This window comes from Actinotalea subterranea (genome assembly GCF_008364845.1).
Classification (GTDB): Bacteria; Actinomycetota; Actinomycetes; order Actinomycetales; family Cellulomonadaceae; genus Actinotalea; species Actinotalea subterranea.
Map to the genome: position 1 here is coordinate 605305 of NZ_VTTP01000001.1, position 26819 is coordinate 632123.

The window sequence follows — 26819 nt, forward strand, 5'->3', positions numbered from 1 at the left end:
CCCAGGTGAGCCACGTCAGCGGAGCCTCTCTACGGTGAGAATGCGGGGGCGAAGCCGACCTTGGCACGGCCCTGAGCGGGCCGCAAGGGGTTTCGGTGTTTTCGGTCCCGTCCGTATTCGGCGGGTTCGGGCGGAGCGGTCCCAGACCCCTCGGAGAGGGGGACCGCATCGGCAGCTCAAGCCCGACCCATCGACTGTCGATATGCATGCCATGACCCGTCCAGGACGAGGAGCGACCATGCCGGCGATGCAGAGCGAGGCCCCACCCCGGCAGACCGTCGGTGCGGGCATCGTGGTGGCCGTCGTCGCCCTCCTCGGTGTCGCCGCCGTGGCGCTCGGGCTGGTGTACGCGGCGCAGTCGGCGGTCGGCGTCTACCGGGCCCAGACCGTGCCCGTGCGGATGGCGGGCGAGGCGACATGGACGGAGCCGGGCGTGATCCCGGAGGTCGAGGGGTACGAGGACCCCACGGGGGCGATCTCCTCGGGCCACGGCCTGTCGCCGTCCGAGTGGGTCGGCGGCACGCCGTTCCCCGTCCGGAACACGGGCAGCCTGGTCATGGAGGTCTTCGAGGCGGACGCGCTGACCTCGCTCGAGGCGGATGCGCCCTGGTGGGCCGGCCTGGTCGGGGCGGGAGCGATCCTGCTGACCCTCGTCCCTGTCGTCCGCTCCTACGCCGCCGCGGAGCCGTTCGCACCCGGCACCGCACGGCGCCTCGGCATCGCGGCGGCGATCGCGCTGGTCGCCTGGGTCTGCGCGTCGGTGCTGCCGTTCCACGCCGCGTCCGCGGTCCTCGCCGACCACCTCTACAGCGGGCCACCGGTCCCGGACGGCTGGGTCGCCCCGCACCTGCGTGCCGCCTGGTGGCCCGGGCTCATCGTGCTGCTGCTCGCGGGGCTGGCTGTTGCGAGCAGACGCGGGGAGCGCCTCGCGGCGGAGACCGACGGGCTCGTGTGAACGCCGACGACGCCACCCACCGCGTGACGTGCGACCTCGGGCGCCTGCTGGACGAGCGCGGCATGACGCTCGTCCAGCTCGCCGCGGCGACGGGCATCACGGTGGTGAACCTGAGCGTCCTGAAGAACGGGCGCGCCAAGGCGATCCGCTTCTCAACGCTCACGGCGATCTGCGACGCCCTCAGCTGTCAGCCGGGTGACCTGCTGGGTGTCGCGGCGGGCTGACCGTCCAGGTGATCCGCTGCTCGACGGACGTGCCCGGCTCGAGCGTGGTGAGCGGCGTGAGGGCCTCGAGCTCGACGAGGTGCGCGGTGGGGTGCAGGTCGCCGACACCGAGCGGCTCGGCCGTCGGGTACTGCATCCAGAGCTCGACACGGCAGCCGCCGTCGGGGTACTCGCCGTCGTCCATGGCGACACGCCACTCGATCCCCGCGCCGTCCGGCCGGCGCAGCGCCAGGGTGCCGTCGGCGTCCGTGAAGCCCACCTTCCCGACGACGTCCTCGACGACCACGGCCCGGCGCCCGGCGTGCGGCCGGCCCACGCGCAGGCGACCGAACTCCTCGACCAGGCCCACGGGCTCGGCAGCACCCGTCACCCCGACCCACAGGCCGGCGCCGTCGGGGCCCGCGTCGTCGGGGCCCGCGTCGTCGGGGCCCGCGCCGTCGGGCACGGCGTCCTGACCGCACGCCGCGAACGCGGACGTGTCCACCTGGGCCACCTCCCAGACGGACCATCGCACGGCCCGGTCGGTGACGTTCGTGAAGGTGGTGCGCTGACTGAACGTCGCGCCGCGCTCGGGGACGCTCAGCTCACGTGTCACACGCAGGCCGGTGCGGGCGTCGTCGCGGCCGGTCAGCGTCACGACGAGCTCCCGAGCGTCCTCGTCCCAGCGGGAGTCGACGGCGAACTCCCCCGCGTCGAGCACGGCGTCCGGCGGGCCGGGCCACTCGTGCGGACCGGACCAGCCCTGCGGGGCGGGCCACGTCTTGGCGCCGCCCACGTTCGCCCAGGAGGCCATCGTCCCGTCGAGCGGCGCCCACCCGGACCGGGGCCGCACCGTCCGCAGCGCGTCGTCGAGGTACTCGGGGTTGCGCCACAGCAGCTCTGCGCCGCCGCAGACCAGCGAGACGAGCCGCCCGCCGACGGTCGGCAGGAACGCGAGGCGGAGGTCGTCCGTCTCGACGACGTGCACGGGCAGCTCGTCCGGGCCGCGGTCGAGGGCGGTCAGCGTGAGCGGAGACCGGGACGGGGACGCGGGGGCCGGGGACGGGAGGACCGGGGAGTCGATGTCCGGGGACTCGAGGACCGGGGGCTGCGACGGCACGCGGGCGACTGTAGACCGCGCCGACGCACCCCGAGGGTGCCCGAGGGCCCAGGTACCCGGCGAGTCGCACCTCCGCGCCCGCGCCGCTGACGGCGACGTCGTTGAGCGTCGCCCGCTCAGCGGGGAGGATCGCCCCATGGCGGACGACCCCTCGACCATCGACCTCACCCTGCCCGAGCTGCGCGCCGTCGCGTCCTACGCGGTCGCCTGCGCCGAGCCCGCGCTCGCTCTCGTCGAGCGCGACCGGCCCGACGACGTCCGCCCCCGCGCCGCGGTCGAGGCCGCGCGCACGTTCGCGGCCGGCGGGGACCGGACCAAGGCGCTGCGGGACACGGCCTGGGCGGCTCAGCGCGCCGCCAGGGACGCGCTCGATGCCGGTCACGCCCCGGCTGCTGAGGCCGCGCGCGCAGCGCTCGCAGCCGCGGGCGCGGCGTTCTTGCACCCCCTGCCGAAGGCCACCCAGGTCAAGCACATCCTCGGCTCGGCGGCCCACGCCGCGCGGGCCCTCGAGCTCGACGCCGGCGGCGACCCCGCGGTCGGCGCCGAGCACCTCGCACGGTGCCGCGCCCTGGCCGGGCCGGGCGTGGTCGACGTCCTGCGTCGCTACCCACGTGCGCCGGAGGGCGGTGGGCGCGTCGGCGAGCTCGTCCGACAGCTCGACGCAGCCGTGCGCTGACGTGCGCCGTCGGGCGCAGACCCTCAGCCCCCGTGCGCGCCGAGCCAGGTCACGAGCAGCCGCTCGAGGTCGCGCTGCTGCTGCGCGGTCAGCGGCTCGAGCAGCCGGTGCTCGTTGGCCATGTGGGCCGTCATGGCCCGGTCGATGAGGTCGAGGCCCTGCGGGGTGAGCGCGACCACGCGGCCCCGCCCGTCGACGTCGCTGCGCCGGCGGGTGACCAGGCCCGCCTCGACGAGCCGGTCCACGCGCTTGGTCATGGCGCCGGTCGTGACCATGGTGTGCTCGGCGAGCTCGCCGGGTGCCCGCTCGTAGGGCGCGCCCGCACGGCGCAGGGTCGCGAGGACGTCGAACTCCCCCTCGCCCAGGCCGTGCTCGCCGTAGACGACGAGCAGCTCGTCGCGCAGCACCGCCGCGAGCCGGTGGAGGCGGCCGATGATGCCCTGCGGGGTCACGTCGAGGTCGGGCCTCTCGGTGGCCCACGCCTGCTGGATGCGTGCCACGTGGTCGTCGTACGGCATGGCGTTGACTCTACCTTCCGCGGAAGATATCTTCTCTTCCATGGAAGGCAATCTTCGCTGGGCGCTCGTCACGGCCATCGCACCGCTCACGTGGGGCGCGAGCTACCTCGTGACCAGGCAGTTCCTCCCGGCCGACGACGCCCTGTGGGGAGCCGTGATCCGCGCACTGCCCGCCGGGCTGCTGCTCCTCGCGATCACGCGCACCTTGCCCACGGGAGCCTGGTGGTGGCGCGCACCACTGCTCGGAACCCTGAACATCGGCGCGTTCTTCGTGCTCGTCTACGTCGCCGCGCAGCTGCTGCCCTCGAGCATCGCGTCCATGCTCATGGCCTTCTCGCCCGCCGTGATGCTGCTGCTGGCCTGGCCGCTGCTCGCCGAGCGGCCACGTGTGCTCTCCGTGGCCGGTGCCGCACTCGGCTTCCTGGGCGTGTGCGCGATGCTGCTCACGGGCGCTCAGCGCACCGACCCGTGGGGCGTCCTCGCGTCCGTGACCGCGATGGTCATGTCCTCGCTCGGCTTCGTCCTGTCCAAGCGGTGGGCGGGCGAGGTGGGACCCCTGCCGCTCGCGTCGTGGCAGCTCGTGTCCGGCGGCCTCGTCGTGCTCCCCGTCGCCCTCGTCCTCGAGGGCGCGCCACCGCGACTGGACGCGACCCAGCTCGGGGCGTTCGCGTTCCTGTCCCTCGTCGCGACGGCGCTCGCCTACTGGGCGTGGTTCTCCGGGCTCGCGCACCTGGACGCCGGCGCCGTCGGCCTCATCGGCCTCCTCAACCCGGTGACCGGCGTGCTCCTCGGCACCCTCGTCGCCGCCGAGCGGCTCAGCGTCCTCCAGGCCGGCGGCATGGCCCTCGTGCTCGTCGGCATCGTGCTCGGCCAGCCGCAGGCGGCGCGCTGGTTCCGTGGCCGGTCGGCCGCCCCCGCCCTGATCCCCGACAGCCTGCCGCCGATGATCGACACGACGCCCCCGGTCGAGATCCGCGTGCCCGCACGCTGACCACCGCAACTACGCGCGCCGTGCCCGACGGCGTGCTGCCGCATCGCCCGGAGCGGCGCCCGGGTCAGGAGCGCCTGTCGCGCAGCACCGCCCCGGCGCCACCCGCGAGGCCCAGCGCGAGCAGGCCGACGGCGGCGTTCTGCCGGTCAGCACGGAGGCTCGCACACGCCACCTCGACCTCGATCGTCTGGTCGAGGGGAGCTTGGACGTCGAACGCCGGCCGACAGCCGAAGTCCGCGAGGGGCGCAGGCATCGCGCCCAGCACCAGACCTCCCAGCACGAGCACTCCGCCAGCTGCGGCGACACCACGGTTCACACCAGACCTCCTCGACCGGATCGGTGTGAGAACCCTTCCACATCCGGTGCCGCGACAGGGCTCCTTCAGACGACCGGCGCGAGCTCCACGTCGGCGGTCTTCACCGTCCCCGCCGTCCGACCGGGCGCCTTCTGGAACGACCAGTACAGGTTGGTGTGCGCGACCACCTGGTCCGGCGGCGGCGCGCCCCACTCCGTCAGGTCCTCCGTCGTGTGCGCGTCGCTCACGAGGGTCGTGTCGTAGCCACGCACGAGGGCCCCGTGCAGCGTGGAGCGGATGCACGCGTCCGTCTGCGCACCGACCACGAGGAGCCGGCCGACGCCGAGGCCCGCGAGCACGCTCTCGAGGTCCGTCGCCTCGAAGGAGTCCCCGTACGTCTTCTTCACGAGGGGCTCGTCCTCACGGGGGTCGAGCTCAGGCACGATGCGCCACTCCTCGCTGCCGAGGGCGAGGTCCTCGTCGGAGTGCTGGACCCACACCACGGGGACGTCCTCGGTCCGGGCCCGTTCCACGAGGCTCGCGATGTTCGCCACGACCTCGTCACGGGCGTGCGCGCCGGCGACGACCCCGTTCTGGACGTCGATGACGAGCAGTGCGGTCGCTGGCCGGTTCTCCAGGGTGGTCATGGTTCTCCTTCGTCGCTGGTCGGCGGGCGCGCCGCGCCGGGCGCTGCATCGCCGACCGTAGCGGCGGTTCCGGACACTCCACTTCCGGAACATGGGCGAGCGCACCGGCCCCCACGGGATGCCCGAACACCCCCGAACGCCCTCGGACGCCCAGGCGCGCCGGCCGCGCCCTGCCCCGTCACTAGCCTGGCCGTCTCGTGTTGCCGCGCCCCCGCCCGGCGCCCGACCCACTCCCCTCGACCACGCCGGAGGCACGCATGCACGCGCGGGCACGGGACGTCCGGCCGGGCCCGACGAGCCAGGCCCTCCGCCCTGCACGGACGAGCGGCACGGCGAGGCCGCTCGTCGCGCGGGTCGGAGCCGCAGCGGCAGCGATCGCGATCCTCGCGTCCGGGTGCGCGTCAGGCGCAGACGAGGGCACGTCACCCAAGGAGGACAGGGCAGCGTCGGGCACGACGTCCACGGCACCCTCGGGGACGGAGACGGGCACGGACGCAGGGTCGGACGCCGGGGCCGCCGGCGGGGACGCCGCCACGACCGCGACGGGCATGCTGCGCTGGTACGAGAACGAGGACATCGAGCTGACCGTGACGGTCATCCCCTTCGACCCTGCGGCGGCGGTGCAGATGGAGACCGCGGAGGAGTTCCCCACCGACGTCACCCTCGCGTTCACGAACACGGGGAGCGAGCCCGTCTTCACGCACTACGACTACACCCAGGACCTGACGGTCAAGCTCTTCTACGAGGGCGGCTCGGAGCTCTGCTGGACCATCTCGCACTCGTTCACGGGCCAGGCGCCCGAGGACCCCTACTGCTACCTCGAGACGTCGGTCATCGACGTGTCGCAGGCCTTCGAGGACGTCTCGGCGGAGGTCGCCGGCGAGACGATCGAGATGCGTCGGCTGCCCCAGATCGCGCCCGGCGACACGCTGACGATCGACACCTACCTCAGCTACTACCTCGAGACGGGCGACGGCTGGCCCGAGGAGTACGACGCCGCGAACCCGGACCGCACGCCGTACGTGCAGTCCTACCGGGAGAACATCGGCGACTTCGCGGGCTTCACGGTGACGTCGATCGCGGACAGCGACCTGTGCCCCGCGCTCGACACGCACGCTGTGGTCGTGAGCAGCACCCTGACCGCCTCCTGCTAGCGCCCCGGGGGCGTCGCACGGGCTCCCTCGACCCGCGCGGGTAGCGTGCACGTGACCGCCCCCGAGGTCGAGGAGGAGCCGTGCCGAGCGTGACGAGTGCCGACGTCGCCCGCGCGAGCGGCGTCTCCCGCACGACCGTCAGCTACGTGCTCAACGGGACCGCGGGCGCCAAGATCTCCGAGGCGACCCGCGAGCGCGTGCGCGAGGCCGCCCGGAGCCTCGGCTACTCCCCCTCGGCCGCGGCCCGCACGCTACGTCGCGGCCGCAACGACATCGTCCTGTGCGTGCTGCCCGACTGGCCCGTGGGTCCCATCATCGACACCCTCCTCGACGACCTGGCCACCGCGCTCGCCGGCCGCGGGCTGACGATCCTGGTCCACCACGACCGCGGCCCGGAGCCCCTCGCGGAGCTGTGGCGGCAGGTCACCCCGCTCGCCGTCGTGGGGCTGAGCCGGTTCGACGACGACGACGTTCGCGCCATGGTGCAGGCCGGGATCAAGGTGGTCGGCACCACGCTCGACGAGGACGCCGACCGTGGGGTCTTCGCCGTCCCGCAGACGCAGATCGGCCGGCTCCAGGTCACGCACCTCGCCGACCGCGGGCACACGCACCTGGCCTACGCCGCTCCCGACGACCCGCGCCTCGCGGCCTTCACGGACCGGCGCGTCGCAGGCGCCCGGCTCGAGTGCGCCGAGCGTGGCCTGCCCGAGCCACAGGTGGCAACCGTGCCGCTGGACGTCGACGCGGCCGTCGCGGCCCTGCGCGCGTGGCGCACCGGCCCCCACCCGGTGACCGCGGTCGCCGCGTACAACGACGACGTCGCGATCGCCGTCCTCGCCGCGGCCCGGGCCGAGGGTCTGCGCGTGCCCGACGACGTCGCGGTCCTCGGCGTCGACGACACGCCTGCCGCGCGCCTTGCCGCACCCCCGCTGTCCACGGTGTGGCAGGCGGTCGACGCGCAGGCCGCCCACCTCGCGGCGAGCGTCGTCGCGACCCTCGACGGCACCGCCCTCCCCGCCCGGCCCGACGACCTCTTCCACGTGGTCACGCGCGCATCGACCTGACCCGACCTGACCTGCGCCGGCGCACGGCCCGGTCCCGGCGCCGGACAGCACCCGGCCCGTGCGCTCCGCGGAGCGCACGGGCCGGGGATCACCTCGCCTGCGGCACGGCCGGGGGCCGGCCGGTCGAGGTCAGCGGCTGAACGTCAGCCAGTTGAGGTTGACGAAGTCCGCCGGCTGGCCGGAGTCGAACGTCACGTACACGTCGTGCACGCCCGTCGTCCCGGCGATCGCCGCGGGGACGGAGCGCCACGCCTGCCAGCCGCCGGTGCTCGCGATCGCGAAGCTCCCGATCGACGGACCGGTCCGTGAGTCGAGCCGCACGTTCACGAGGCCGCTCACACCACCGGCCGCGCCCGAGGCGACCCGCCCCGTGAACGTCGTCAGCGGCGTGGACCCGAAGTCGACGTCCTCGAACGCGATCCAGTCACCGTTCGCGAGGGCGCCGAGGTTCTCGCCGCCGCCCGTGTCCGACGTCGCCTCCTTCATGACGCCCGACGCCGACGCGTACGCCTCGGCCTGGATCGTCGAGGTCGCGAGGACCGGGGCGGGCGTCGACGGGTCGCTCGGGTCCGTCGGCGTCGGGTCGGTCGGCGTCGTCGAGCCCGACGGGCCGAACGTCAGCCAGTTGAGGTTGACGAAGTCCGCCGGCTGGCCGGAGTCGAACGTCACGTAGACGTCGTGGACGCCTGTCGTCGCCGCGATGTCCGCGGGGACGCTGCGCCAGGACTGCCACCCGCCGGTGCTGCCGATCGCGAAGCTGCCGATCGACGGGCCCGTGCGCGAGTCGAGCCGGACGTTGACGAGCCCGCTGACCCCGCCTGCGGCGCCCGAGGCGACCCGGGAGAGCCACGTGGTCTTCGGCGTCGTGCCGAAGTCGACGTCGTCGAACCGCACGAAGTCACCGTTCGCGAGCGCGCCCAGGTTCTTCCCGCCGTCGACGTCCGACGTCGGCTCCACGAAGACGCCCGACGCCGCCGAGAACGACTCCGCCTCGATGCGCGACGTCGCCGGGATCGCGCCCGGATCGGTCGGGTCCGTCGGGTCCGTCGGATCGGTCGGGTCCGTCGGGTCCGTCGGATCCGTCGGATCCGTCGGATCCGTGGGGTCCGTCGGGTCGCCGCCGGTCGAGCTCGCGACCGAGCGTGCCGGGACGGTCAGGCGCACGCCGTCGGAGAACGTCACGGTCTGTGCCTGCTGCCCCATGTTCGCCGCCTGGTAGGTGCGCACACCGTCCTTGAGGAACACGGCGTGCAGCGGCGTGTCGGCCGTGACCGACCGGTCCACGTGACCGAGCCCCGCGAGCGAGGCCAGCCAGTAGAACGTGTGCGCCCGCGACTCGCCCTCCTCGACGGTGTACGAGCCGGCCTGCGACCGGAAGTCGGCGAGCGCCGCAGGTCCGTCCGCGAGCGCCTCGAACTCCCAGATGATGTCCTGCCACACGGTCGCCGGCCCGCCGTTGTTGCGCTCGAGCTCGGCGACGTTGCGGCGCACGTACGCCGGGTCGTACCCGAGGTAGAGGTGCCCCGCGGTGCTGGGCAGCAGGTTGATGCCCTGGATCATCTCGGGCTCCGCGCTGAACCACGTCGAGTACGCCCCGCCGTCGCCCCACACCATGCCCACGGTCGAGTGCCCGAACGCGGCCGGGAAGGCCTCGTCGTCGGTGTCGAACCAGTAGTTCTCGATGGCCGACGCCTGCGTCGTGTAGAGGTAGATGCCCAGGTCGCGCATCTGCGTGTCGCCCGTGGCCTCGCCCCACTGGATGAGCCCGCTGGCGAAGTTCATGCCCTCGGAGGACGACTCCTGGTTGTTGCCCGCGCCGAACGCCCCGTGGCCCGCGGCCCAGTCGTGGCCGGCGTAGATGTCGAAGTCACGCAGGAACGGGAAGCGGGAGTCGCCGCGGTCCCAGTTGGCGGCGTCCTTGACGACCGTCTGGACCATGCCCGCGTACCGCTGCGCCCACGAGGGGTCGTGCTGCGCGACGGTCGCCGCGCCCACGACGTAGTACCCGTAGTGGAAGTGGTGGTCGTTGAGGTCGACGTCCGACCCGTAGGACGCCGGGTAGCCGATGAGGGTGCCCCAGGCCTGGTTGTACCAGAACGCCCGGCCCGTCTCCCCGGGCGACGCCGTGAACCAGTCGGTCAGCCGGGTGCGCATCGCGGCGACCAGCCGGTCGCGTGCCGTCGCGTTGCCGGTGAGGTCGGCGATGTTCGCGACCTGCGCGGCGCGGCCCAGCGCCTTGCCCGTCCAGTAGGTGTCCTCCCCGAAACCGGCGAAGGGGTCCTGCCCCGCGACGTCGTTCACGTAGCCGGCGAGCTGCGCGGCGTCGGCCGAGCCGGCCTGGAACGCGGTGTTCGCGAGCTGCGGCATCACGCCGTTGAACTCGGTCTGCGTGCGGAACTGGGACGCGCCGACGACGACGCTCATCGGACCGCGTGGCGAGTGGTAGCTGTACGCGCTCGGGGTGACGCCCGTGAGCATGTCCCGCTGGTGCGGGTAGAGCGCGAACACCGTGCCGGTGCCGTTGCCCTGGCGGGCCGTCGTCTCGAACGCGTAGGTCGCGGTCATGTTCGCCGACGCCTCGTCGTACGCCCAGGAGACCGTCGTCCCGGTCACGTGGTTGTGCGCGTAGGGCGCGTACGCCGCGAGGGCCGCGGCGCGCTGCGCGTCGGTGGACTGCGCCGTCGTCGGCAGCACCGCGACGGAGAAGTAGGAGCCGCCCGCGAGCGAGGAGCGGACGGTCGTTCCCGAGACGCTCCATGACGCGCCCGTCGGCGCGAACGCCGCGTAGTCGTGCCCGTTGGCGGTGAAGCCGAGGGTGCCGCCCGACGACGACCACACGCGCGGGGTGCCCGTCGTCGTGAGCGTCGCGTCGGCCGAGCCCGTGCGCGTGGCGTACACGAACGGCAGGCCGTGGCCGAAGGTCGTGCGCAGGCTCGTGGAGCCGTTCTGCCACAGGGTGCTCACGGTCCAGTCGGAGTAGTCGTCGACCTTGCCGTCGGCGTCGAGGCCCGCGAGCCCGATGCGCAGGTCCTCCGAGTAGGGGTAGTGGTACTCGCCCACGCCCGTCGCGGTGCCGGAGATCTGCACTGTCGTCGGGTAGCTGACGCCGAGGCCGTTGGTGAAGGCGTGGAGGGCGAGCGGGTGCGCCATGAGGTTCTCGGAGACCGCGTCGCAGTTGAACTTGCGCCACAGCAGCGACGTCCACCAGTCGTTGGTCGGGCTCGCGCCGGCCGGGAAGTTCGCGGTCGTGTGCGCCCGCGGGTTCGTCACCGGGGTGTTGTTGCACTCGGTCGGGACGCCGCCGCCGGGGGGCGTGCCCTCGGCATAGCTGCCGTCGCCGACCGGGACGGCCGCGGCCGCCTCGGGCGCCAGCACGGTGGCCTGGGTGAGCCCCACGGCGAGCGTCGCGGCGACGGTGAGGCCGGCGAGCAGCCTCCGGTCGAGCCGGGCTCGTGGTGCTCGGGATCTCGAGATACCTACGTGCGCATGCATCCGCACTCCAAGGATTGAGGGGACCGACGGGTCGGTGCTGGTGGTGACGGCGCGAGGTGTCCGGGTGCCTCCTCCACGTCGAGGGGTGAGCGGCCTGGCTGTCACAGGCGCAGGTGACTCGTGTCACCTGCCGAGTCACACCTTGGCGCGTGAGGCGTGCCGCGTCAAGGCCGGGGCCGTCGAGCCCGCGGCCCCGGCGTTCCTCGCTCGGGCGCCGTCAGGCCTCGTGCGCGTGGACGGCGATGAGCGCAGCCTCGACACGGTTGCGCGCCGCGGTGCGACGCAGGATCGAGGAGACGTGCGTCTTCACGGTGCCCTGGGCGAGGAAGAGGTCGGCCGCGATCTCGGCGTTCGAGAGCCCCCGCCCGACCAGCCGCAGGATGTCCTGCTCCCGCGGGCTGAGCGAGGCGAAGGCCTGCTTCGCGTCGAGGGTGCGCGAGGTGCTGGCGCCGAGGTGCCGGGGCAGGATGCGTCGCGCGATCGCCGGGGAGAAGAATGCGCCGCCACCGACGACCGCGCGGACGCCGAAGATGAGCTCACGCGGGTCACCGGACTTCAGGACGAATCCGTCGGCGTCGACGTCGAGCGCCTCGGCGACGTACGCGTCCTCGCCGAAGGTCGTGAGGAACAGGCACGGTGTCTCGCACCGCTCGCTGCGCAGCGTCCGGAGCACGTCCAGCCCGGACATGCCGGGCATGCGGATGTCGAGGACGAGCGCGTCGAGCCGGGTCGTGCGGGCGATCGTGAGGGCGTCCGCACCGTTGCCCGCCTCGGCGGCGACCTCGATGTCCGGGTCCGCACCGAGGATGGCGGCGATCCCGGCGCGCACCAGGGCCTCGTCGTCCGCGATCAGGACCCTGATCGTCGAGACCGCCGCCGTCACCACGGCCCCTTCGTCGAGAGCTCGACGACGGCGAGGGCCACGACGATGACGAGGGCGGCGCCCGCAAGCACGAGCGCGCCCTTGCGGTGCGCCGCCGTCGCGATCGCGAACGCCGCGGGCGTCTCGCGCGAGGCCTCCAGGCACGACGCGGCCACGCGCTCACGACCGTTCACCGGGACCCGCGCGGCGAGGACGAACTCCCCCGCGGTGGTGTGCCAGGAGAGCTGCCCGCCGGCCACCCGCAGGCTCCATCCGAGCGCGGCGAGGCCCGTGCCACCCGCACGGCCGGGCGCCCCGGTGCGCTCGCCGTCGCGCGGCGTCGGGTTCCGGACGACGACGTGCAGGGCATCCGCCGCCTCGACGAGCTCGACCCGGACGTCCGCGCCCGGGGCGTGCTTCGCCGCGTTGGTCAGCGCCTCCTGCAGGACGCGCGGAAGGAGCTCACCGTCGAGCCCACGGCCCGGGGCCGCCCCTTCATGGCCGGTGACCCGCACCCGCATCCCGGAACGTCGCGCGCGGGCGACGACCTCCGCCGGGTCGAGGGCCGGCGGCTGTCGGTCTCGGGCCGGCAACGCCCCGTCGGGGGTCGACGCCCGGTCGTCGGCGCCTGCGCGCAGCGCCGCGACCGAGGCGCCGAGCCGTTCGACGGCGGCCGCGAGCTCCTCCCGCGCCCGGGTGATCCGCGCGTGGACGTCCGGCGCGAGGTCGCGCCGCACCTCGAGCGCCCCGAGGTTCAGCGCGACGAGGCTCAGGGCGTGGCCGAGGTCGTCGTGCAGGCCCTCCGCGAGCACCAGCCTCTCCGTGGCCCGCTCGTTGTCCGCGACGACCTCGTCCCTGAGCCTGCTCTGCGCGGCCAGGTCACGTGCGTCCCGCTGGATCTGCCGACGCTGGTACCAGGCGACCGCGACCAGCCAGGGAACCCCGGCCCGCATGAGCGCGAACGGGAGCTCGCCGGTCGGCGCCTCATGCCCGGTCACGGTCGCGGCCAGGGGCATGCCGACATGGATCGCGAGCATCGCCGCACCCACGAGCGCGCCCCGGAGCAGGCCGCGCCGACCCCAGCCGACGCCCAGGGCTAGTACGAGGATCGCGCCGGGGACGCCGACGCCCGGCCGCGGGAGCATCGCGAGCACAGCCAGGGCGAGCGAGGCGACGCCGTCGCCGACGGCGCGCAGCCCGCGCCGCTCCGGCGGCCCCGGAGGCGCCTCGTCCGCCTCGGACAGCCGCACGCCGCTCATGCCCCGACTGTGGCGTCCCTCGACCCGGTGGCACATCCGACCAGGGGCCCACGCCCGGTCGTCCTCACTCTGCCCAGAGAGGTAGGTGCTGCTGACCGCAGCGGGAGGTGCCGGACGGCCCGCCGGGGCGAGCGTGGAGGCCATGAGCACCCTCACCCACCCGTCCCGCGTGGACACCACCCGGCGGCACTCCCGCGTCGCCGTCATCGTCGGCTCGGCCCTCACCGTCATCGCGGCGGCCGGCGTCCCCATCCGGGAGCCGCTCTTCCTCGCGGTCGCGGGTGCGGCCGAGGGGTCAGCACTCGCCCCGGCCGTGTCGCTCGTCGCGAAGGCCGGCCTGCTCGTCCTCGTGGCGATGACCGCGTCGATCGCGGCCTGGAGCATCCGTGGCGATCGGGGCGCCTTCCGAACCCTCCTCGTCGCGGGCGTCGGCGTGGTCGCCGCCTACACGCTGAGCGAGGGCATCAAGCTCCTCGTCACCGAGGAGCGTCCGTGCCGCGGCCTCGACATCGCCACGCTCCTGGCGTGCCCGGAGAGCGGCGACTGGTCGTGGCCCTCGAACCACGCCACGCTGGCTGCGGCCTTCGCGACGGCGTGCGCCCTCGCGCTGCCACGATCCCTCTGGCTCGGAGCCCCTGCGGCGCTCCTGGTCGCGTCCTCCCGCGTCGGCGCTGGGGTGCACTACGTCCACGACGTCGTCGCGGGTCTCGCGCTCGGGACCCTGACCGTCGCCGTCGCGGTCCTCGCCGCGAGCGCCGTCCTGCACCGGAGGGCCGGTGCCGCGACGGCTGCCGGCTCGACGCCCGGCGACGCGTCGACCTCCTCGCGGCACGGTGCACCGTGACGCCGGTCAGCACGCGGGCGACGACGTCCAGGCGCAACGACAGAGCGGTACGCGACGCGCCCCGCCGACTCAGTCGCCGATGACGTCCGGGCCCTGCGTGTCCGGCCGCGGCTGCTGCGGGGCGGGTGCCTGCGGGGCGGGCGTCTGGGGGCCCGGTGCCGGCGGGCCGCCCGGCACGCCAGCCTGGGGAGCCGCCGTCGGCCAGCCCGGCTGCTGCGGCGCGAGGACCCTGCCCTCGGCCTGCCGAGCGTCCACGATGCCGTCCCTGACCGCGCGCCGCACCACCCAGTACAGGGCGAAGGCGCCGACCGCGACCAGCACGAGGGGGACGAAGAGGGTCAGCATCCACATGACGTCGTACGTCGCAGGCATCATCACCCCCGGACCGTAGCGCGGCGCCAGACGCCGAACCAGAGCCGCACGAGCGTTCCGGTGAGGTCGCCGTTCAGCCCCGGAGCACCTTCTCCATGGCCTTCCCCCGCGCGAGCTCGTCGACGAGCTTGTCGAGGTAGCGGATCTTCTGCATCAGGGGGTCGGCGACCTCCTCGACCCGCACCCCGCAGACGACGCCCGTGATCAGGGCGGCATCCGGGTTGAGCCGGGCGTCTGCGAAGAAGTCCTCGAACGTCGTGCCCGCCGCGAGGTGGGCCGCCAGTGCGGTCTCGTCGAAGCCCGTGAGCCACTCGATGACCTGGTCGAGCTCCGCCTTCGTGCGGCCCTTGCGCTCGACCTTCGTCACGTAGAGGGGGTAGACCGAGCTGAAGGCGGTGGCGAAGATCCGGCTCATGCCGCCAGGGTAGGACTCGACCGGTCACCGAGCCGGCACGGCAGGGAGGGGCACGTGGACGCCGTCGACGTCGTCGCCGCCACGAGGGAGCACGCCGCAGTGCTGGGCCGGCTCCTGCTCGACTTCAACCGGGAGTTCGACACCGAGTCACCGGATGCCGACGCCCTGGGCCGCGGGTTCGCGCGCCTGCTCGGCCGGGAGGACGTGATCGTCCTGCTCACGGGCCCGGCGGACGACCCGACGGGCTTCGCGTTCCTCACGCTGCGACCGACGCCGTACCACGACGGCCCGCTCGCCCAGCTCGAGGAGCTCTACGTGCGCCCGCACCTGCGGGACCGGGGGCTCGGCACGGCGCTGCTGCTCGCGGCCGTCGACGCGGTCCGGGCCCGCGGCAGCGCCGAGATGCACATCGGGGTCGACGAGGTCGACGTCGACACGCGCCGGTTCTACGAGCGCCACGGGTTCACGAACGTCGAGCCGGGTCAGGACTACCGCATGCTGCTGTACCTGCGGGGGCTGTGAGCCCGCGCCTCGAGGCGTGCCGGGACACACCCCCACCGGGACGCTGAGCTGCGCGTCCGTCGTCAGCGCAGCACGGCCGCCACGGCGTCGATCTCGAGGACCGCCCCGGGCGGGCCCACGTCGAGCACGGTGACCACGGTGATGACCGGCGGGGCGGCGTCGTGCGGCCAGAACTCGGCGAAGGCCGCGACGGCCTCCTGCACGTCCGCGCCGTCGGTGTGGAAGATCGTCCACTTCACGACGTCGGCGACCTGGGCGCCGGCCGCCTCGAGGCACGTGCGGAGGTTGGCGAGCGCCTGACGGAACTGCTCCGCCGTGCCGGGCCCGACCACGGCGCCGTCGGGCCCCACCCCGTTCATGCCGCCGACGTAGACGGTGTCGGCGCCGGCGGGCACCCGCACCGTCCAGGTGAAGGCGGGGCTCGAGTGCAGGCTCGGCGGGTTGATGTGCGTGATGGATGTCATGCGACGAGATGTAACCAGTTAAGGTGGTTACATGCAACAGAGCTCCGAGCCGGACCTGCGCCGCCGCTTCCGGACGGGCCGCCCCTGCCTCGACCTGGCACACACGGGCGGCGAGGACGAGCTCGCGCGGTGGGAGATCGTGCACGGCCCGGACGACGTCGGCCGTCTGCTCGCCCGCCTCCTCGACATCCCGGCGCCGCCCGCGGACGAGCGCGACCTCGCGGCTCTGCGCGTGCTGCGCGGCGCGGTGACCCGCATCGCGTACGGCCTCGCCGAGGGCACGCCGCCGGTCACGGTCGAGCGCCCGCGGCCGGGCGACGTCGCGGCGATCAACGCAGCGGCAGCCCTCCCGCCCCTCACGCCCGCGCTGCTGCCCGACGGCGTAGCCACCGTCGTCGCGCCGACCGCGACCGCGGCCCTGTCCACGCTCGCGCGCGACGCCATCGACCTCTTCGGCAGCCCCCTGGCGCAGCGCATCCGTGTGTGCGCGGCCGAGAACTGCGGGCTCCTGCTGGTCGACACCAGCCGGGCGAACCAACGGCGCTGGTGCTCGATGGAGGTCTGCGGCAACCGCGCCAAGGTCAGGGCGCACCGCGCGGACGCCTAGCTGTACCAGCCAGGAGCGACGGGGCGGGTCTCGGCGCTGCGATCGCGGGGCCGCGACCACTGCGGCACGCGACGCGCCCCGCCGGCTCAGTACCGGTAGACCGTCTCCGCCCGGTGCACGCCGCGGGGACCGTACGGCGCCTTCTCGAGCCACGCCGACGCCTCGGCGTCCTGCGGCGCACGGGCGGCGGCGGCACGTACGGCCGCCGCCGTCTCGGGCCCCGGGCGCAGGTGCGCCAGGGCCTCGCCCGCGGCGTCGCGGTTGAACAGCGCGGCCGACCTGCGCGCGAGGGCGAACGCCTCCACGGGTGTGCGCGCGGCGGCGCGGTTGGTCGCCCGGAGCGCCGCCGCGATCGCGACGGCCGCGGCCTCAGCGTCGGGCACCCCCGAGTTCAGCCCCCGCGCCCCGAACGGCGCGAACAGGTGCGCCGCCTCGCCCACCAGCAGTACGCGCCGGCTCGGGTCCGCGAAGTCGTGCGCCACGAGCTGGAGGAACTGGTACGTCGACACCCAGGACGTGCGGTCCGCGTAGCCGGGTGGGAGCACCGCGTCCAGCCACGCACGCACGCCGTCCGGCGAGGCGAGCCCCTCCGGGTCGTCGCCGTCCACGAGCTGGAGGTCCACGCGGTACCCGCCCGCGAAGGGGACCACGAGGACGTTGCGCCCGTCGACCGCGGGGTGCGCGTAGTGGAAGTGCCGCTCGCGGGGCAGCGTGGGCTGCTCGATCTCGTCGACGTCGACGACGACGTACCAGCCGTCGTCCTTGCCACCCTCCATCCGGGCCCCGACCTGCTTGCGCACGACCGAGCGGGAGCCGTCGGCCCCGACGACGTACTCGGCCGTCCACCGCCGCCCGGACGACGTCGTGAGCGTCACGCCGGCGTCGTCCGCGCTCACGCCGGCGATCTCCTGGTCCCACACGAGCTCGACGCCGGCGACCACGGCGCGCGCCTGGAGGTACGCCTCGATGCGGACCTGCGGCAGGCTCGTGAAGTGCGGGTACACGCCCTCGGGCGGCGACGGGTACGTCTTCGCGTACACCTCGCGGCCCTCGTAGAAGGTGCGCTGGGTGTTCCAGTACACCCCGTGGCGGGAGAGCTCCGCACCGAGCCCGGGGCTGATCCGGTCGAGGATCTGCAGCGTCTGGCTGTGCGTGAAGATGGCCCGGCTGCCGGGCCGTTGCCGGCCCTCGGGCCCGGCCTCGAGCACGGTCACCGGGACGCCGTAGGCACGCAGCGCGAGGGCGGCCGTGAGGCCGACCGGCCCCGCCCCGACCACGATCACCCCGCGGGCCGTGCCGTCCGGGCTCTGTGCGCTCACGCTGGACATGGTTCTCCTCTCGGGGGTGCCGCCACGACCAGGGCGTCGAGGGCGACGGGGCCATCGGCCGTGAGCCGGACCGGGTTCAGGTCGACCTCGGCGATGTCGTGGTGCTCACTGATCAGGTCGCCCACCGCGCGCAGCACGTGGGCCAGGGCCGCGACGTCGACCCCGGGCCCGCCCCGGAAGCCGTCGAGCACGGCCCGGGGCAGCGCGCGGACCATCTCCTGTGCGCGCGCCGGGGACAGCGGGGCGAGCCTCAGCACCGGGTCGCGGCCGAGCTCCGCGGCGACGCCGCCCAGCCCGAGGAGCACGACGGGGCCGAAGACGCGGTCACGCACGGCACCCACGATGAGGTCCGTCCCGGGCTCGGCCATCACCTCGACGAGGTACCGCCGGGTGGCGGCGCGCGGGCTGTCGGCCGACGCGTGGGACGCCTCGTGCTCGATCGCGTCGATCGCGTCGAGCGCCCGGTCGAGCGCGGCCCGGTCGGTCAGGCCGACGTGCACCCCGCCGACGTCGGACTTGTGGAGCACGTCCGCGTCGAGGACCTTGACGACGACGGGCCGCCCGGGCCGCGCGAGGTCGTCGAACGCCGCGTGGGCCTGCGACCGGTCGGCCGCCGGGCGGCGTACCGGCGCACGCACGCCGTAGGACTCGAGGAGCGTCTTGCCCTCGTGCTCGTCGAGCGTGCGCCCGACGCCGCGCGTGGGCGTCACCGGCTCGGCGTCCCGGACGCCGCGCAGGCGGGCATCGGTGACGACCGCCGTCAGGGCAGTCGCGAGCTCCCCCGGCCCGGCGAGCATCGGCACGCCCGCGAGGTCCAGCTCCCGACGGCGCTCGACCATCGCAGCCTCGGGTCCCCCGCTCGCGAAGAGCACGCGGCCCGCGACGGGCCGCAGGGCGGTGACGGGGTCGAGCGCTCCGGGCTCGTCGAGCGCGAACACGCCGACGACGTCGACGGCGGGGTCGGCGACGACCGCCGCGACGACGTCGCCGAAGCCCGCGGCCGGCCGGCCGGTGTCCACGGGGTTGCGCTGGAACGTGAGGGGCGGGAGCAGCTCGGCGATGCGCCGCTGGGTCGCGCCGCCGAGGGCCGGGAGGTCGATGCCGCGTGCGCCGAGCGCGTCGGCGACGACCAGGCCCGGCCCTGCCTGCCCCGTGACGAGCCCGACGCCGGCCCGCGAGCCCGCCGTGAGCCTGAGCACGCGCAGCGCCGCGAGCGAGGAGACCATCTCCTCGAGGCTCCCGACGACGACGGCGCCGGCCTGCTGAAGCGCGGCACGGGTCAGCGCGTACGAGCCCGTCATCGCACCGGTGTGCGACCGCGCGAAGTCCGACACGTCCGAGCGTCCCACCACGAACGCGACCACGGGCTTACGCGCGGTGACCCGGCGCAGCGCCGCGACGAGCGCCCGGCCGTCGGCGACACCCTCGATGTGCAGGCCGACGGCGGTCGTCGCGTCGTCCTGCGCGAGGAAGTCCAGGAGCTCCGGGAAGTCGACGTCGACCGCGTTGCCGAGCCCGGCACCGAGCCGCAGGCCCACGCCCGCACGCGCCAGCATGAACGCGATGGTCAGGTTCACGCCGCCCGACTGCGCGACGACGCTCACCGAGCCCGCCGCGAGCTCGGCCACGGCCGGCATGAAGTTTGCCGTCGTGGCGTCGACCGGGTTCATGAACCCGGACGTGTTGGGCCCGAGGAGGCGGATGCCCGCGTCCTGCGCCGTGCGCGCGACCCGCTGCTGGAGGCGCGCGCCCTCGGGGCCGCTCTCGGCGAAGCCGCCGGCGCACACGACGGCGGCGCGGACGCCTGCCGCGCCGGCGTCCTCGAGCGCTCCGGGGACGGCCTCGGGCGGGACCACGAGGACCGCAAGGTCCACGCCGGTGCACTCCCGGAGGCTGCCGATCACCGGCCGCCCGAGCACCTCCCCGCCGCGCGGGTTGACAGGGTGCAGGGCGCCGGGGAAGTGCCGCAGCGCCTGCACCATCGCGTGGCCGGCCTTCCCGGGCTGCGCGGACGCGCCGACGACCGCGACGGCGGCGGGGCGGAACATCGGCTCGAGCGGGTGCTGACCGGCGTACGACGGGCCGCGCGCCGCGTCCACCTGCTCGGTGGTCGGGCGGACGGCTGTCACCGCTGCCCCGGGCGGGTGGCGTACGCGATCGCGCGCTCGTCGCTCACGCCGACCTCGAGCCGTCCGAGGCCCTCGATCTCGACGGCGACCTGGTCGCCGGCCGCGACGGGTCCCACGCCGGCGGGCGTGCCGGTGGCGATGACGTCCCCGGGGTGGAGGGTCATCACGTGGCTCGTGTAGGCGATGAGCTCGGCGACGCCGTAGATGAGGTCGGCGGTCGAGGCGCGCTGACGCAGCTCTGCCCCGACCCAGCACCTCAGCTCGAGCGAGCCCGGGTCGGGCACCTCGTCGGCCGTGGTCACCCAGGGTCCGATCGGCGTGAACGTGTCGAAGGACTTGCGGGTCGAGCGGTCCTCGCCGGACCGCACCGTGATGTCCAGGAGCGGCACGTACCCGAAGACGTGCTCGAGGGCCCGTTCCGCGGGTACGCGGCTCGCCTCGCGGCCGATGACCACGCCGAGCTCTCCCTCGTGGTCGGTGCGCACGTCGGTGTACGGGAGCCGGATCAGCCCGCCGTGGCCGATGACCGACGAGCTCGCCTTGAGGAAGACGCCGTAGTCGGCGATGGTCCGCTGCTCGCCCATCTCGGCCTTGTGGTCGAGGTAGTTCACGGGTGCACCGACCACCTTGCCGGGACGCGCGAGGGGGGCCGCGAGCCGCAGCGCGCCGGCAGCGCGGGCCGGCAGCGTGTCGAGGTCGAGCGACCGGAGCTCGTCGAGCGTGCCGCCCCGCTCGAGGAACGACAGGAGCGGGCCGCCGGCGCCCGGCACGAGGTCGAGGGCGTCGGTGAGATCGACGGCCCGGTCGCCCAGGAGGGCGTGCAGGCGCGCGTCGAGGGTGCTGGCTAACCTCATCGTCAGTGGCTCCCGGACTGGCTGGAATGTGACATGACTATCGGCGAGCGGCGTAGGATATGTCAAGCATCGCTCGGGCTGCGGGCGACAGGACGAGAGGGGCTGCCGTGGCACACGTGAGCCGGACCGACGCGGACGGGCCACGCGCACCGCGCACCCGCCAGGGCTCCCCGCCGAGCCTGCTCCTGACCCTGCTGGGCGACTACTGGTGGGGGCAGGAGGAGCCGCTGCCGTCGGCCGCGCTCGTCGACCTGCTCGCGGACTTCGGCGTCAGCGACGTCGCCGCGCGCGCGGCGCTCAGCCGCATGGTCAAGCACGGGCTGCTCGTCTCGACGCGCAACGGGCGCAACACGTTCTACGCGATGACCCCGCGCGCGCAGGCGGTCATGCGCGAGGGCGCCGTCCGGATCGTCGCCTTCGGCAGGGGCGACGGCGCCGAGTGGGACGGCCGGTGGAGCCTCGTGGCGTTCTCGGTGCCGGAGGCCAACCGCTCCGCCCGCGAGGCCCTGCGGACCCGGCTGCGCTGGCTGGGGTTCGCCCCGCTCTACGACGCCCTGTGGATCTCCCCGCACCCGCGCCACGACCAGGCGCTCGCCGAGCTCGGCGACCTCGGGGTGACCAGCGCGACCGCGTTCGTCGCGACGTCGCCCGAGCTGCCGGCGACGACGCTGGCCCCCCAGAGCGCATGGGACCTCGAGGGGCTCGCCGACCTGTACCGGGCGTTCGTCGCGGAGTGGAAGCCCACGCACTCGGCCCTCGGCAAGGGGACCATCTCCCCGGTCGACGCCCTCACCCGCAGGACCGAGCTCATGGACGCCTGGCGCGCGTTCCCGGGCCTGGACCCCGACCTGCCGCGGCGGCTGCTGCCCGTCGACTGGCCGCGGGACGCCGCGCGCGACCTGTTCCTCGACACGTACGAGAAGCTCGGCGCCCCCGCGTCGGTCCGCGTGCGCCAGGTGATCGGCGCCTACGCCCCCGAGCTCGCGACGCGCGTCGTCCAGTTCTCCGTCGCCGCGGACCACCCGGGCCCCCGGGCCCCTGACGTCGCGCTCAGCCCGGCGGCGTCGGCTCGCTGACCACGGCCCCGAGGCCCGCGCGCAGCGCCGGCGGGAGCTCGGCCGGCTGGTCGTGCGCGTCGACGTGGACGCAGGTCGTCGAGCCCTGCACGCACACCGCGCCGTCCCGCACGACCCGCCAGCCGTAGGTGATCGACGTGCGCCCGAGGTTGGTGGCCCGCACCTCGACCTGCACCTCGTCCCCGAACCTCAGGGGCGCGAGGAAGTCCACGACCACGTGCCGGCGCGGGTAGCTCGTGAGGTCGACCGCGCCCGCCGCGCGCAGCAGCTGGTGCTCGGCCCGCTCGGCCCAGCGCAGCGCGGCCGTGTGGTGGATCCGGCCGCCCGCGTCGGTGTCCACGAACTCCACGCGCACGGGTTCGCTGTGCGTGCGCACTCAGTCCCCCAGGTCCAGCGGCGGCAGGGTGATCCCGCTCGGCTGCGCGTGCGCCGCGAACGTCGTCGGCCACTGCGCGGCGATCGCGTCGGCGGTCCAGCCGCCCTCGCGGTAGGTGACGGCGAGCTCCTGCGGCACCGAGTACACCGAGAGCTTGTCCCCGCCGATGCCGATCGCCTGGCCGGTCACCCCGGCGGACGCGTCGGACGCGAGCCACACGACCAGTGGCGCGACGTCCTCGGGCCCGCCGAGCGCGTGGTCGCGCCGCACGACGCGCGGCAGCGGCTCGCCACGGTCGTACGCGGCGGCGACGTCGGCGTACACGGGGATCGTCGCCGTCATGGCGGTGATCGCCGTCGGCACGATCGCGTTGACCATGACCCCTGCGCGCGCGAGCTCGAGGGACCACGTCCGGGCCATCGCGACGACGCCCGCCTTCGCGGCCGCGTAGCTCGTCTGGCCGATGTTGCCGTGCTGCCCCGCGGGCGAGCCGACGAGCACGATCCGGCCACCCTCGCCCCGATCCCGCATGTGCACGGCCGCCGCCCGGGCGGTCGTGAACGCCCCACGCAGGTGCGTCTGGACGACGAGGTCGAAGTCCTCGTCGGTCGTCTTCCACAGCATGCGGTCCCGCAGCACGCCCGCGTTCGCCACGAGCACGTCGAGCCCGCCGAACGCCTCGACCGCGGCGGCCACGAGGAGGTCGGCCGTCTCGGTCGGCCCGACGGGTGCGACGACGGCGACCGCGGACCCGCCGTCGGCCGTGATCGCGTCGACCGTCTGCTGCGCGGAGCCCGCGTCGACGTCGTTGACCACGACGCTGGCGCCGGCCGCCGCCAATGCGCGGGCGTAGGCCCTGCCGAGGCCCTGACCGCTGCCCGTGACGACGGCCGCCTTGCCCGTGAGGTCCGTGCTCATGCGTAGTACCTCACGATCATCACGGCGACGGCGGCGGGCTTGGCCTGCCCCTCGACCTCGAAGGTGTTCTCGAAGACGGCCTGGTAGCCGCCCGGCACCTCGGTGACCTCCGTGAGCGTCGACGTCACACGGATGCGTGAGCCGACCCGCACGGGTGCGGGGAAGCGGAGCCGGTCGAGCCCGTAGTTGACGCCCGTGGCGACGCCGGTGACGTCCACGAGCTCGGCCATGAGCGGGACGACGAGGGCCAGGGTGAAGTAGCCGTGGACGATCGTGCCGCCGAACGGCGTGCGGGCCGCGTACTCCTGGTCCAGGTGGATCGGGTTGTGGTCGCCCGTGAGGTCGGCGAACCGGTCGACCTCGTCCTGCGTCACGGTGCGCCAGGACGAGGGGCCGAACGTGCGGCCGACGGCGGCGGGCAGGTCGGCGAGGGGAACTGCGGCGGGGCCGGCCGGTGCGGCCGTGGCCCCGGGGGCTGCGTGCTCTGCGGTCATGGTGCGCTCGCTCTCGTGGTGGTCGGCGGGTCGGGCAGGGCTTCGGTCAGGGGGGCGGCGGTCCGGTTCACCCGTCGACGCGGACGACGACGGCGCCCGCCGAGTCGCCCGCCGCGCAGCCCGTGAAGAGGCCCAGCCCGCCGCCGCGGGCGTGCAGGGCGTGCACGAGCTCGGTCACGGCCCGCGCGCCCGTCGGGCCCTGGGGGTGGCCGTACACGAGCGAGGACCCGTACGGGTTCATGCGCTCGAGCGGGTACCCCGTCTGCTCGGAGAACCACAGGTCGTTGACCGCGAACGGGTTGTGCGTGGTGACCACGTCCAGGTCCGCCACCTCGACGCCTGCGTCGGCGAGCGCGCGCAGCGCGGCGGGCACGGGCGCCTTGGGCATGTAGGCGGGGGCGGCGCGGCTGAACCCGGTCGCCAGGATCTGTGCGGTGACGCCGCCCCGTCCTAGCTCGCGGGCCCGCGCGGCGGACGCGACGACGACGCCCGCGCACCCGTCCGCGGGGTGCGTCTGCGCACCGAACGTCACGACGCCGTCGGGCGCCACGGGTCGGAGCGCCGCGAGGCCCTCCGCTGTCGTCGGGAACACCCCGTGGTCCGCCTCGAGCCAGCCCTCGCCGCGGCGCCGCGGGATCCGCACGGGCACCATGTACTCGCGCTGCACGGCCCTGTCGTCCGCGAGCGCCGTCAGGTACTGCTCGTAGCGCATGAGCGCGACCTCGTCGAGCTGCTCGCGCGTGTAGCCGGCGTCCCGCGCCGTGTTCTCGGCCGTGTCGTTCATGCTCTGGCCGGTCGTGGGGTCGAGCTTCATGGGGTCCAGCACCCAGTGCTCGCTCACGGGGGCGCCGCCCGCCGCCTGGGCGCTGCTCCACAGCATGAGCGGGCCGTTGCTGGTCCGGTCGGTCACGACACCGATCGTGGTCGAGTGCGCCCCGAGCTCGACCTGCGTCGCGAGGTGCTCGATGACGGCGGCCGACGTCGCGCAGGCCCGGGCGATCCACGGCCCGCCGTGGTCACCGGCGCCGAGGCGCCGCGAGATGCCCGTGACGCCGTAGAACGCGTGCTGCTGCGGGACGGTGCAGCCCAGGGTCCACTCGGTGATCTCCTCGGGCGGCAGGCCGCGGTCGGCGAGGGCACGGCCCGTCACGTCGACGGCCATGTCGAGGCTGTTGAGCTCGGCGAGCGGGCCCTGCCACTTGGCGAAGGGGGAGGTCCAGCTCATCCCGAACGGGATGTGGGCATCGGAGAACTTCATCGGTTCCTCTCACCGGGGTCGGGGGCGACGATCGGGTCGACGAGGGCGGGGCGTTCGCCCAGCTCGGTCACGCGACGGCGCAGAGCGCGCATGTCGACCTTGCCGCTCGGGCTTCGCTCGAGCTCGTCCACCAGGTACAACCTGCGGGGCTTCTTGTAGCCGGCGAGCCGCTCGCCGACCGCGTCCTGGATCTGCTGCGCGGTGATCGGGGAGCCCGGCGCGGTGACGACCATGGCCGTGACGACCTCGCCCCAGCGCGGGTCCGGGAGGCCGAAGACGACGGCGTCGACGACGTCCGGGACGGCCAGGAGGGCCTCCTCGACCTCACCGGGGTACACCTTCTCCCCGCCCGTGTTGACGACGGCCGAGCCGCGGCCGAGCATCTCGACGTACCCGTCGCCGAGCACCTGGACGTAGTCGCCGGGCATGACGTACCGCACGCCGTCGATCACGGGGTACGTCTGGGCGGTGCGCTCGGGGTCGTCGTGGTAGCCCAGGGGCATCGCGCCCCGGTACGCGAGCGTGCCGATCGCACCGACGACGTCCTGGACCTCGGTGCGCTCCGGCGAGAGCACGACGGCCCCCGGTGCGAGGCGCGGGCGGCACGGCAGGTCCTGCGGCCCGCGCACGACCCCGTAGGCGAAGGGGCCGCCCTCGCTCGAGCCGATGATGTCGATGAGGGTCGCGCCCGGCGCGTGCGCGATCAGCCGTCGCTTGAGCTCGTCGGACCAGACCATGCCGGAGCTGAGGACCGTGCCGAGGCTCGAGATGTCCGCGACGGGACCGTCGGCGGCGTCCAGGACGTCCACGAGCGGCCCGACGACGGCGTTGCCCGCGACGATCAGGCGCGTCACGCCGTGCTCCTCGATGGCGCGCAGGGCCGCGCGCGGGTCGAACCGCGCCGTGGGCAGGAACACCACGGTCCCGCCCAGCACCATCGCGTTCATGACGTTGAACAGGGCCGTCGCGTGCATCATCGGCGGCAGCGGGAGGCACACGGTGCGGGGCAGGTCCGCGCGCGCCGCGATCCGTGTGACGTCGTCGAGCGTCGTCGGCGGCTCGACGGGCAGGGACGCGTAGATCGAGAACTGCTGGCTGTCGAAGAGGTTGCCGTGGGTCCACACGACGGCCTTGGGCCGGCCGGTCGTGCCACCGGTGAACATGAAGATCTTGTGCTCGGGGCCGAGCGGCCGGGGTGCGAGCGGTGGGCGTCCGAGCGCGGAGGCGAACGGGACGCCGGGGACGGGTTCGGGGGCGTCGTCGGGCACCGGCCCGCGGCCGCCGGGACCTGCGGGCGCGTCGCCGTCGGGCACGTGCAGGACGAGCCCGGGCAGCCCGACCCGGTCGGCGGCGTCCCGGACGGCCTCCGCGAGGCTCGTGGGGAAGACGAGGGCTGCGGGCCGCGCGACCTCGAGCAGGTAGGCGAGCTCACCGCCGTGGTAGCGGAAGTTGATGTTGACCGGGATCGCGCCGATCTTGTACGCCGCGTAGAGGGTCGTGAGGTACTCGGCGCGGTTGTACATGAAGATCGCGACGGTCGAGTCGACCCCCAGGCCGTGCTCGACGAAGGTCGCCGCGAGGCGGGCGGCGGTCTCCTCGAACTCGGCGTAGGTCACCGTCCGCCCGCCGGCGACGACCGCCGGCCGGTCGGGGACGGCGCGTGCCACGGCGTCCCAGATGGTGGCGTAGTTGGCGCGGTCGAGGCCGACCGGTGCCGGCGCGCCGTCGGGGACGGGGCCGGGGTTCACGTCGGGGACCCCGCCGGGCGCCCGGTCCTCGGGTGGCGTCGCGGCGGGTCGGGGCGGGCTGGGGTGCGGGGTCACGTCTGCCTCTGCTCACATCCTCGTGGGCGACACCGCGTCGGGGACGCGGCGGGTGCTGACGTGCCGATGCTGCCTGCTCGCAGCCCGAAACGTCAAGCACTCT

The 26819-nt window shown here is 74.5% G+C and carries 27 protein-coding genes and 1 pseudogene; 10 read left to right on the plus strand and 18 right to left on the minus strand.

Going from position 1 to position 26819, the window contains the following annotated elements:
* The first annotated feature begins 238 nt into the window (after positions 1-238).
* Together FZ988_RS18880 and FZ988_RS18885 are read left to right on the plus strand one after the other, a co-directional pair.
* Positions 239-955, plus strand: coding sequence for a hypothetical protein (locus FZ988_RS18880; protein ID WP_149202422.1), 717 nt, complete (start codon positions 239-241; stop codon positions 953-955).
* Positions 952-1179 carry a helix-turn-helix domain-containing protein gene (locus tag FZ988_RS18885; protein ID WP_149202423.1) on the plus strand — a complete coding sequence of 76 codons (228 nt, stop codon included), beginning with the start codon at positions 952-954 and terminating at the stop codon, positions 1177-1179. The genes FZ988_RS18880 and FZ988_RS18885 overlap by 4 nt, the downstream gene beginning before the upstream one ends.
* Here FZ988_RS18885 and FZ988_RS02660 read toward each other — a convergent pair.
* Entirely contained in the window at positions 1136-2278 is a 1143-nt protein-coding gene (locus FZ988_RS02660; RefSeq protein WP_149202424.1) for a hypothetical protein, read from the minus strand. The genes FZ988_RS18885 and FZ988_RS02660 overlap by 44 nt on opposite strands.
* Positions 2279-2414: 136 nt before the next feature.
* Between FZ988_RS02660 and FZ988_RS02665 the strand changes: the two genes are divergently transcribed.
* Positions 2415-2954 carry a putative immunity protein gene (locus tag FZ988_RS02665; RefSeq protein ID WP_149202425.1) on the plus strand — a complete coding sequence of 180 codons (540 nt, stop codon included), beginning with the start codon at positions 2415-2417 and terminating at the stop codon, positions 2952-2954.
* A gap of 23 nt (positions 2955-2977) precedes the next feature.
* Here FZ988_RS02665 and FZ988_RS02670 read toward each other — a convergent pair whose 3' ends face one another.
* Positions 2978-3472: a MarR family winged helix-turn-helix transcriptional regulator gene (locus FZ988_RS02670; RefSeq protein ID WP_149202426.1), complete on the minus strand. Its 495-nt coding sequence runs from the start codon at positions 3470-3472 to the stop codon at positions 2978-2980.
* A gap of 40 nt (positions 3473-3512) precedes the next feature.
* Here FZ988_RS02670 and FZ988_RS02675 point away from each other — a divergent pair, with 40 nt between their 5' ends.
* Positions 3513-4463: a DMT family transporter gene (locus FZ988_RS02675; RefSeq protein WP_149202427.1), complete on the plus strand. Its 951-nt coding sequence runs from the start codon at positions 3513-3515 to the stop codon at positions 4461-4463.
* A 64-nt stretch (positions 4464-4527) separates the two neighbouring features.
* Here the strand turns inward: FZ988_RS02675 and FZ988_RS02680 are convergent, their stop codons facing one another.
* Together FZ988_RS02680 and FZ988_RS02685 are read right to left on the minus strand one after the other, a co-directional pair.
* Positions 4528-4779, minus strand: coding sequence for a hypothetical protein (locus FZ988_RS02680; protein WP_149202428.1), 252 nt, complete (start codon positions 4777-4779; stop codon positions 4528-4530).
* A gap of 65 nt (positions 4780-4844) precedes the next feature.
* Positions 4845-5405: a cysteine hydrolase family protein gene (locus FZ988_RS02685; protein WP_149202429.1), complete on the minus strand. Its 561-nt coding sequence runs from the start codon at positions 5403-5405 to the stop codon at positions 4845-4847.
* A 257-nt stretch (positions 5406-5662) separates the two neighbouring features.
* Here FZ988_RS02685 and FZ988_RS02690 point away from each other — a divergent pair, with 257 nt between their 5' ends.
* Both FZ988_RS02690 and FZ988_RS02695 read left to right on the plus strand, forming a co-directional pair.
* Positions 5663-6559, plus strand: coding sequence for a hypothetical protein (locus FZ988_RS02690; protein WP_149202430.1), 897 nt, complete (start codon positions 5663-5665; stop codon positions 6557-6559).
* 89 nt (positions 6560-6648) lie between these two features.
* Complete coding sequence (locus tag FZ988_RS02695; RefSeq protein ID WP_246169120.1) at positions 6649-7623, plus strand: LacI family DNA-binding transcriptional regulator; 975 nt, start codon at positions 6649-6651, stop codon at positions 7621-7623.
* 129 nt (positions 7624-7752) lie between these two features.
* On the opposite strand, the gene FZ988_RS02700 is transcribed toward FZ988_RS02695, so the two are convergent.
* The 3 genes from FZ988_RS02700 to FZ988_RS02710 form a co-directional block, all read right to left on the minus strand.
* Positions 7753-11115: a carbohydrate-binding protein gene (locus FZ988_RS02700; RefSeq protein ID WP_149202432.1), complete on the minus strand. Its 3363-nt coding sequence runs from the start codon at positions 11113-11115 to the stop codon at positions 7753-7755.
* A 217-nt stretch (positions 11116-11332) separates the two neighbouring features.
* On the minus strand, positions 11333-11998 hold the full coding sequence (locus FZ988_RS02705) for a response regulator (protein ID WP_149202551.1): 666 nt from the start codon (positions 11996-11998) through the stop codon (positions 11333-11335).
* Entirely contained in the window at positions 11995-13236 is a 1242-nt protein-coding gene (locus FZ988_RS02710; protein WP_149202433.1) for a sensor histidine kinase, read from the minus strand. The genes FZ988_RS02705 and FZ988_RS02710 overlap by 4 nt, the downstream gene beginning before the upstream one ends.
* Positions 13237-13378: 142 nt before the next feature.
* Here FZ988_RS02710 and FZ988_RS02715 point away from each other — a divergent pair, with 142 nt between their 5' ends.
* On the plus strand, positions 13379-14080 hold the full coding sequence (locus FZ988_RS02715; RefSeq protein WP_149202434.1) for a phosphatase PAP2 family protein: 702 nt from the start codon (positions 13379-13381) through the stop codon (positions 14078-14080).
* 69 nt (positions 14081-14149) lie between these two features.
* Here FZ988_RS02715 and FZ988_RS02720 read toward each other — a convergent pair whose 3' ends face one another.
* Entirely contained in the window at positions 14150-14458 is a 309-nt protein-coding gene (locus FZ988_RS02720) for a hypothetical protein (protein WP_149202435.1), read from the minus strand.
* 67 nt (positions 14459-14525) lie between these two features.
* Complete coding sequence (locus tag FZ988_RS02725) at positions 14526-14867, minus strand: DUF2200 domain-containing protein (RefSeq protein ID WP_149202436.1); 342 nt, start codon at positions 14865-14867, stop codon at positions 14526-14528.
* A 54-nt stretch (positions 14868-14921) separates the two neighbouring features.
* On the opposite strand from FZ988_RS02725, the gene FZ988_RS02730 reads away from it, so the two are divergent.
* The gene (locus tag FZ988_RS02730; RefSeq protein WP_149202437.1) at positions 14922-15389 is read left to right on the plus strand and encodes a GNAT family N-acetyltransferase; all 468 of its coding nucleotides are present in this window, start codon (positions 14922-14924) and stop codon (positions 15387-15389) included.
* 62 nt (positions 15390-15451) lie between these two features.
* Here the strand turns inward: FZ988_RS02730 and FZ988_RS02735 are convergent, their stop codons facing one another.
* A complete protein-coding gene (locus tag FZ988_RS02735; protein WP_149202438.1) occupies positions 15452-15853 on the minus strand; it encodes a RidA family protein in 402 nt (133 codons plus the stop codon).
* A 31-nt stretch (positions 15854-15884) separates the two neighbouring features.
* Here FZ988_RS02735 and FZ988_RS02740 point away from each other — a divergent pair, with 31 nt between their 5' ends.
* Positions 15885-16460 carry a CGNR zinc finger domain-containing protein gene (locus tag FZ988_RS02740; protein ID WP_149202439.1) on the plus strand — a complete coding sequence of 192 codons (576 nt, stop codon included), beginning with the start codon at positions 15885-15887 and terminating at the stop codon, positions 16458-16460.
* Positions 16461-16546: 86 nt separating this feature from the next.
* On the opposite strand, the pseudogene FZ988_RS02745 reads toward FZ988_RS02740, so the two are convergent.
* The 3 genes and pseudogenes from FZ988_RS02745 to FZ988_RS02755 form a co-directional block, all read right to left on the minus strand.
* Positions 16547-17794, minus strand: a pseudogene (locus tag FZ988_RS02745) (FAD-dependent monooxygenase); the annotation flags it as partial.
* The gene (locus FZ988_RS02750) at positions 17776-19917 is read right to left on the minus strand and encodes an acetate--CoA ligase family protein (RefSeq protein WP_246169124.1); all 2142 of its coding nucleotides are present in this window, start codon (positions 19915-19917) and stop codon (positions 17776-17778) included. The gene FZ988_RS02750 and the pseudogene FZ988_RS02745, both read right to left, overlap by 19 nt.
* The gene (locus FZ988_RS02755) at positions 19914-20771 is read right to left on the minus strand and encodes a fumarylacetoacetate hydrolase family protein (protein WP_149202441.1); all 858 of its coding nucleotides are present in this window, start codon (positions 20769-20771) and stop codon (positions 19914-19916) included. Before FZ988_RS02755 ends, FZ988_RS02750 begins: the two co-directional genes overlap by 4 nt.
* A gap of 107 nt (positions 20772-20878) precedes the next feature.
* Between FZ988_RS02755 and FZ988_RS02760 the strand changes: the two genes are divergently transcribed.
* Positions 20879-21847, plus strand: a complete 969-nt coding sequence (locus FZ988_RS02760; RefSeq protein ID WP_246169125.1) for a PaaX family transcriptional regulator — start codon at positions 20879-20881, stop codon at positions 21845-21847.
* Here FZ988_RS02760 and FZ988_RS02765 read toward each other — a convergent pair.
* The 5 genes from FZ988_RS02765 to FZ988_RS02785 form a co-directional block, all read right to left on the minus strand.
* Positions 21822-22223, minus strand: a complete 402-nt coding sequence (locus FZ988_RS02765) for an acyl-CoA thioesterase (RefSeq protein WP_149202443.1) — start codon at positions 22221-22223, stop codon at positions 21822-21824. The two genes, FZ988_RS02760 and FZ988_RS02765, sit on opposite strands and share 26 nt — an antisense overlap.
* A complete protein-coding gene (locus FZ988_RS02770; RefSeq protein ID WP_149202444.1) occupies positions 22224-23141 on the minus strand; it encodes an SDR family NAD(P)-dependent oxidoreductase in 918 nt (305 codons plus the stop codon).
* Positions 23138-23635, minus strand: a complete 498-nt coding sequence (locus FZ988_RS02775) for a MaoC family dehydratase (protein ID WP_149202445.1) — start codon at positions 23633-23635, stop codon at positions 23138-23140. Before FZ988_RS02775 ends, FZ988_RS02770 begins: the two co-directional genes overlap by 4 nt.
* 67 nt (positions 23636-23702) lie before the next feature.
* Entirely contained in the window at positions 23703-24893 is a 1191-nt protein-coding gene (locus tag FZ988_RS02780) for a thiolase family protein (protein WP_149202446.1), read from the minus strand.
* Positions 24890-26716 (minus strand): AMP-binding protein, encoded by a 1827-nt coding sequence (locus FZ988_RS02785; protein WP_188078944.1) that lies wholly within the window; start codon positions 26714-26716, stop codon positions 24890-24892. Before FZ988_RS02785 ends, FZ988_RS02780 begins: the two co-directional genes overlap by 4 nt.
* Positions 26717-26819: the final 103 nt, after the last annotated feature.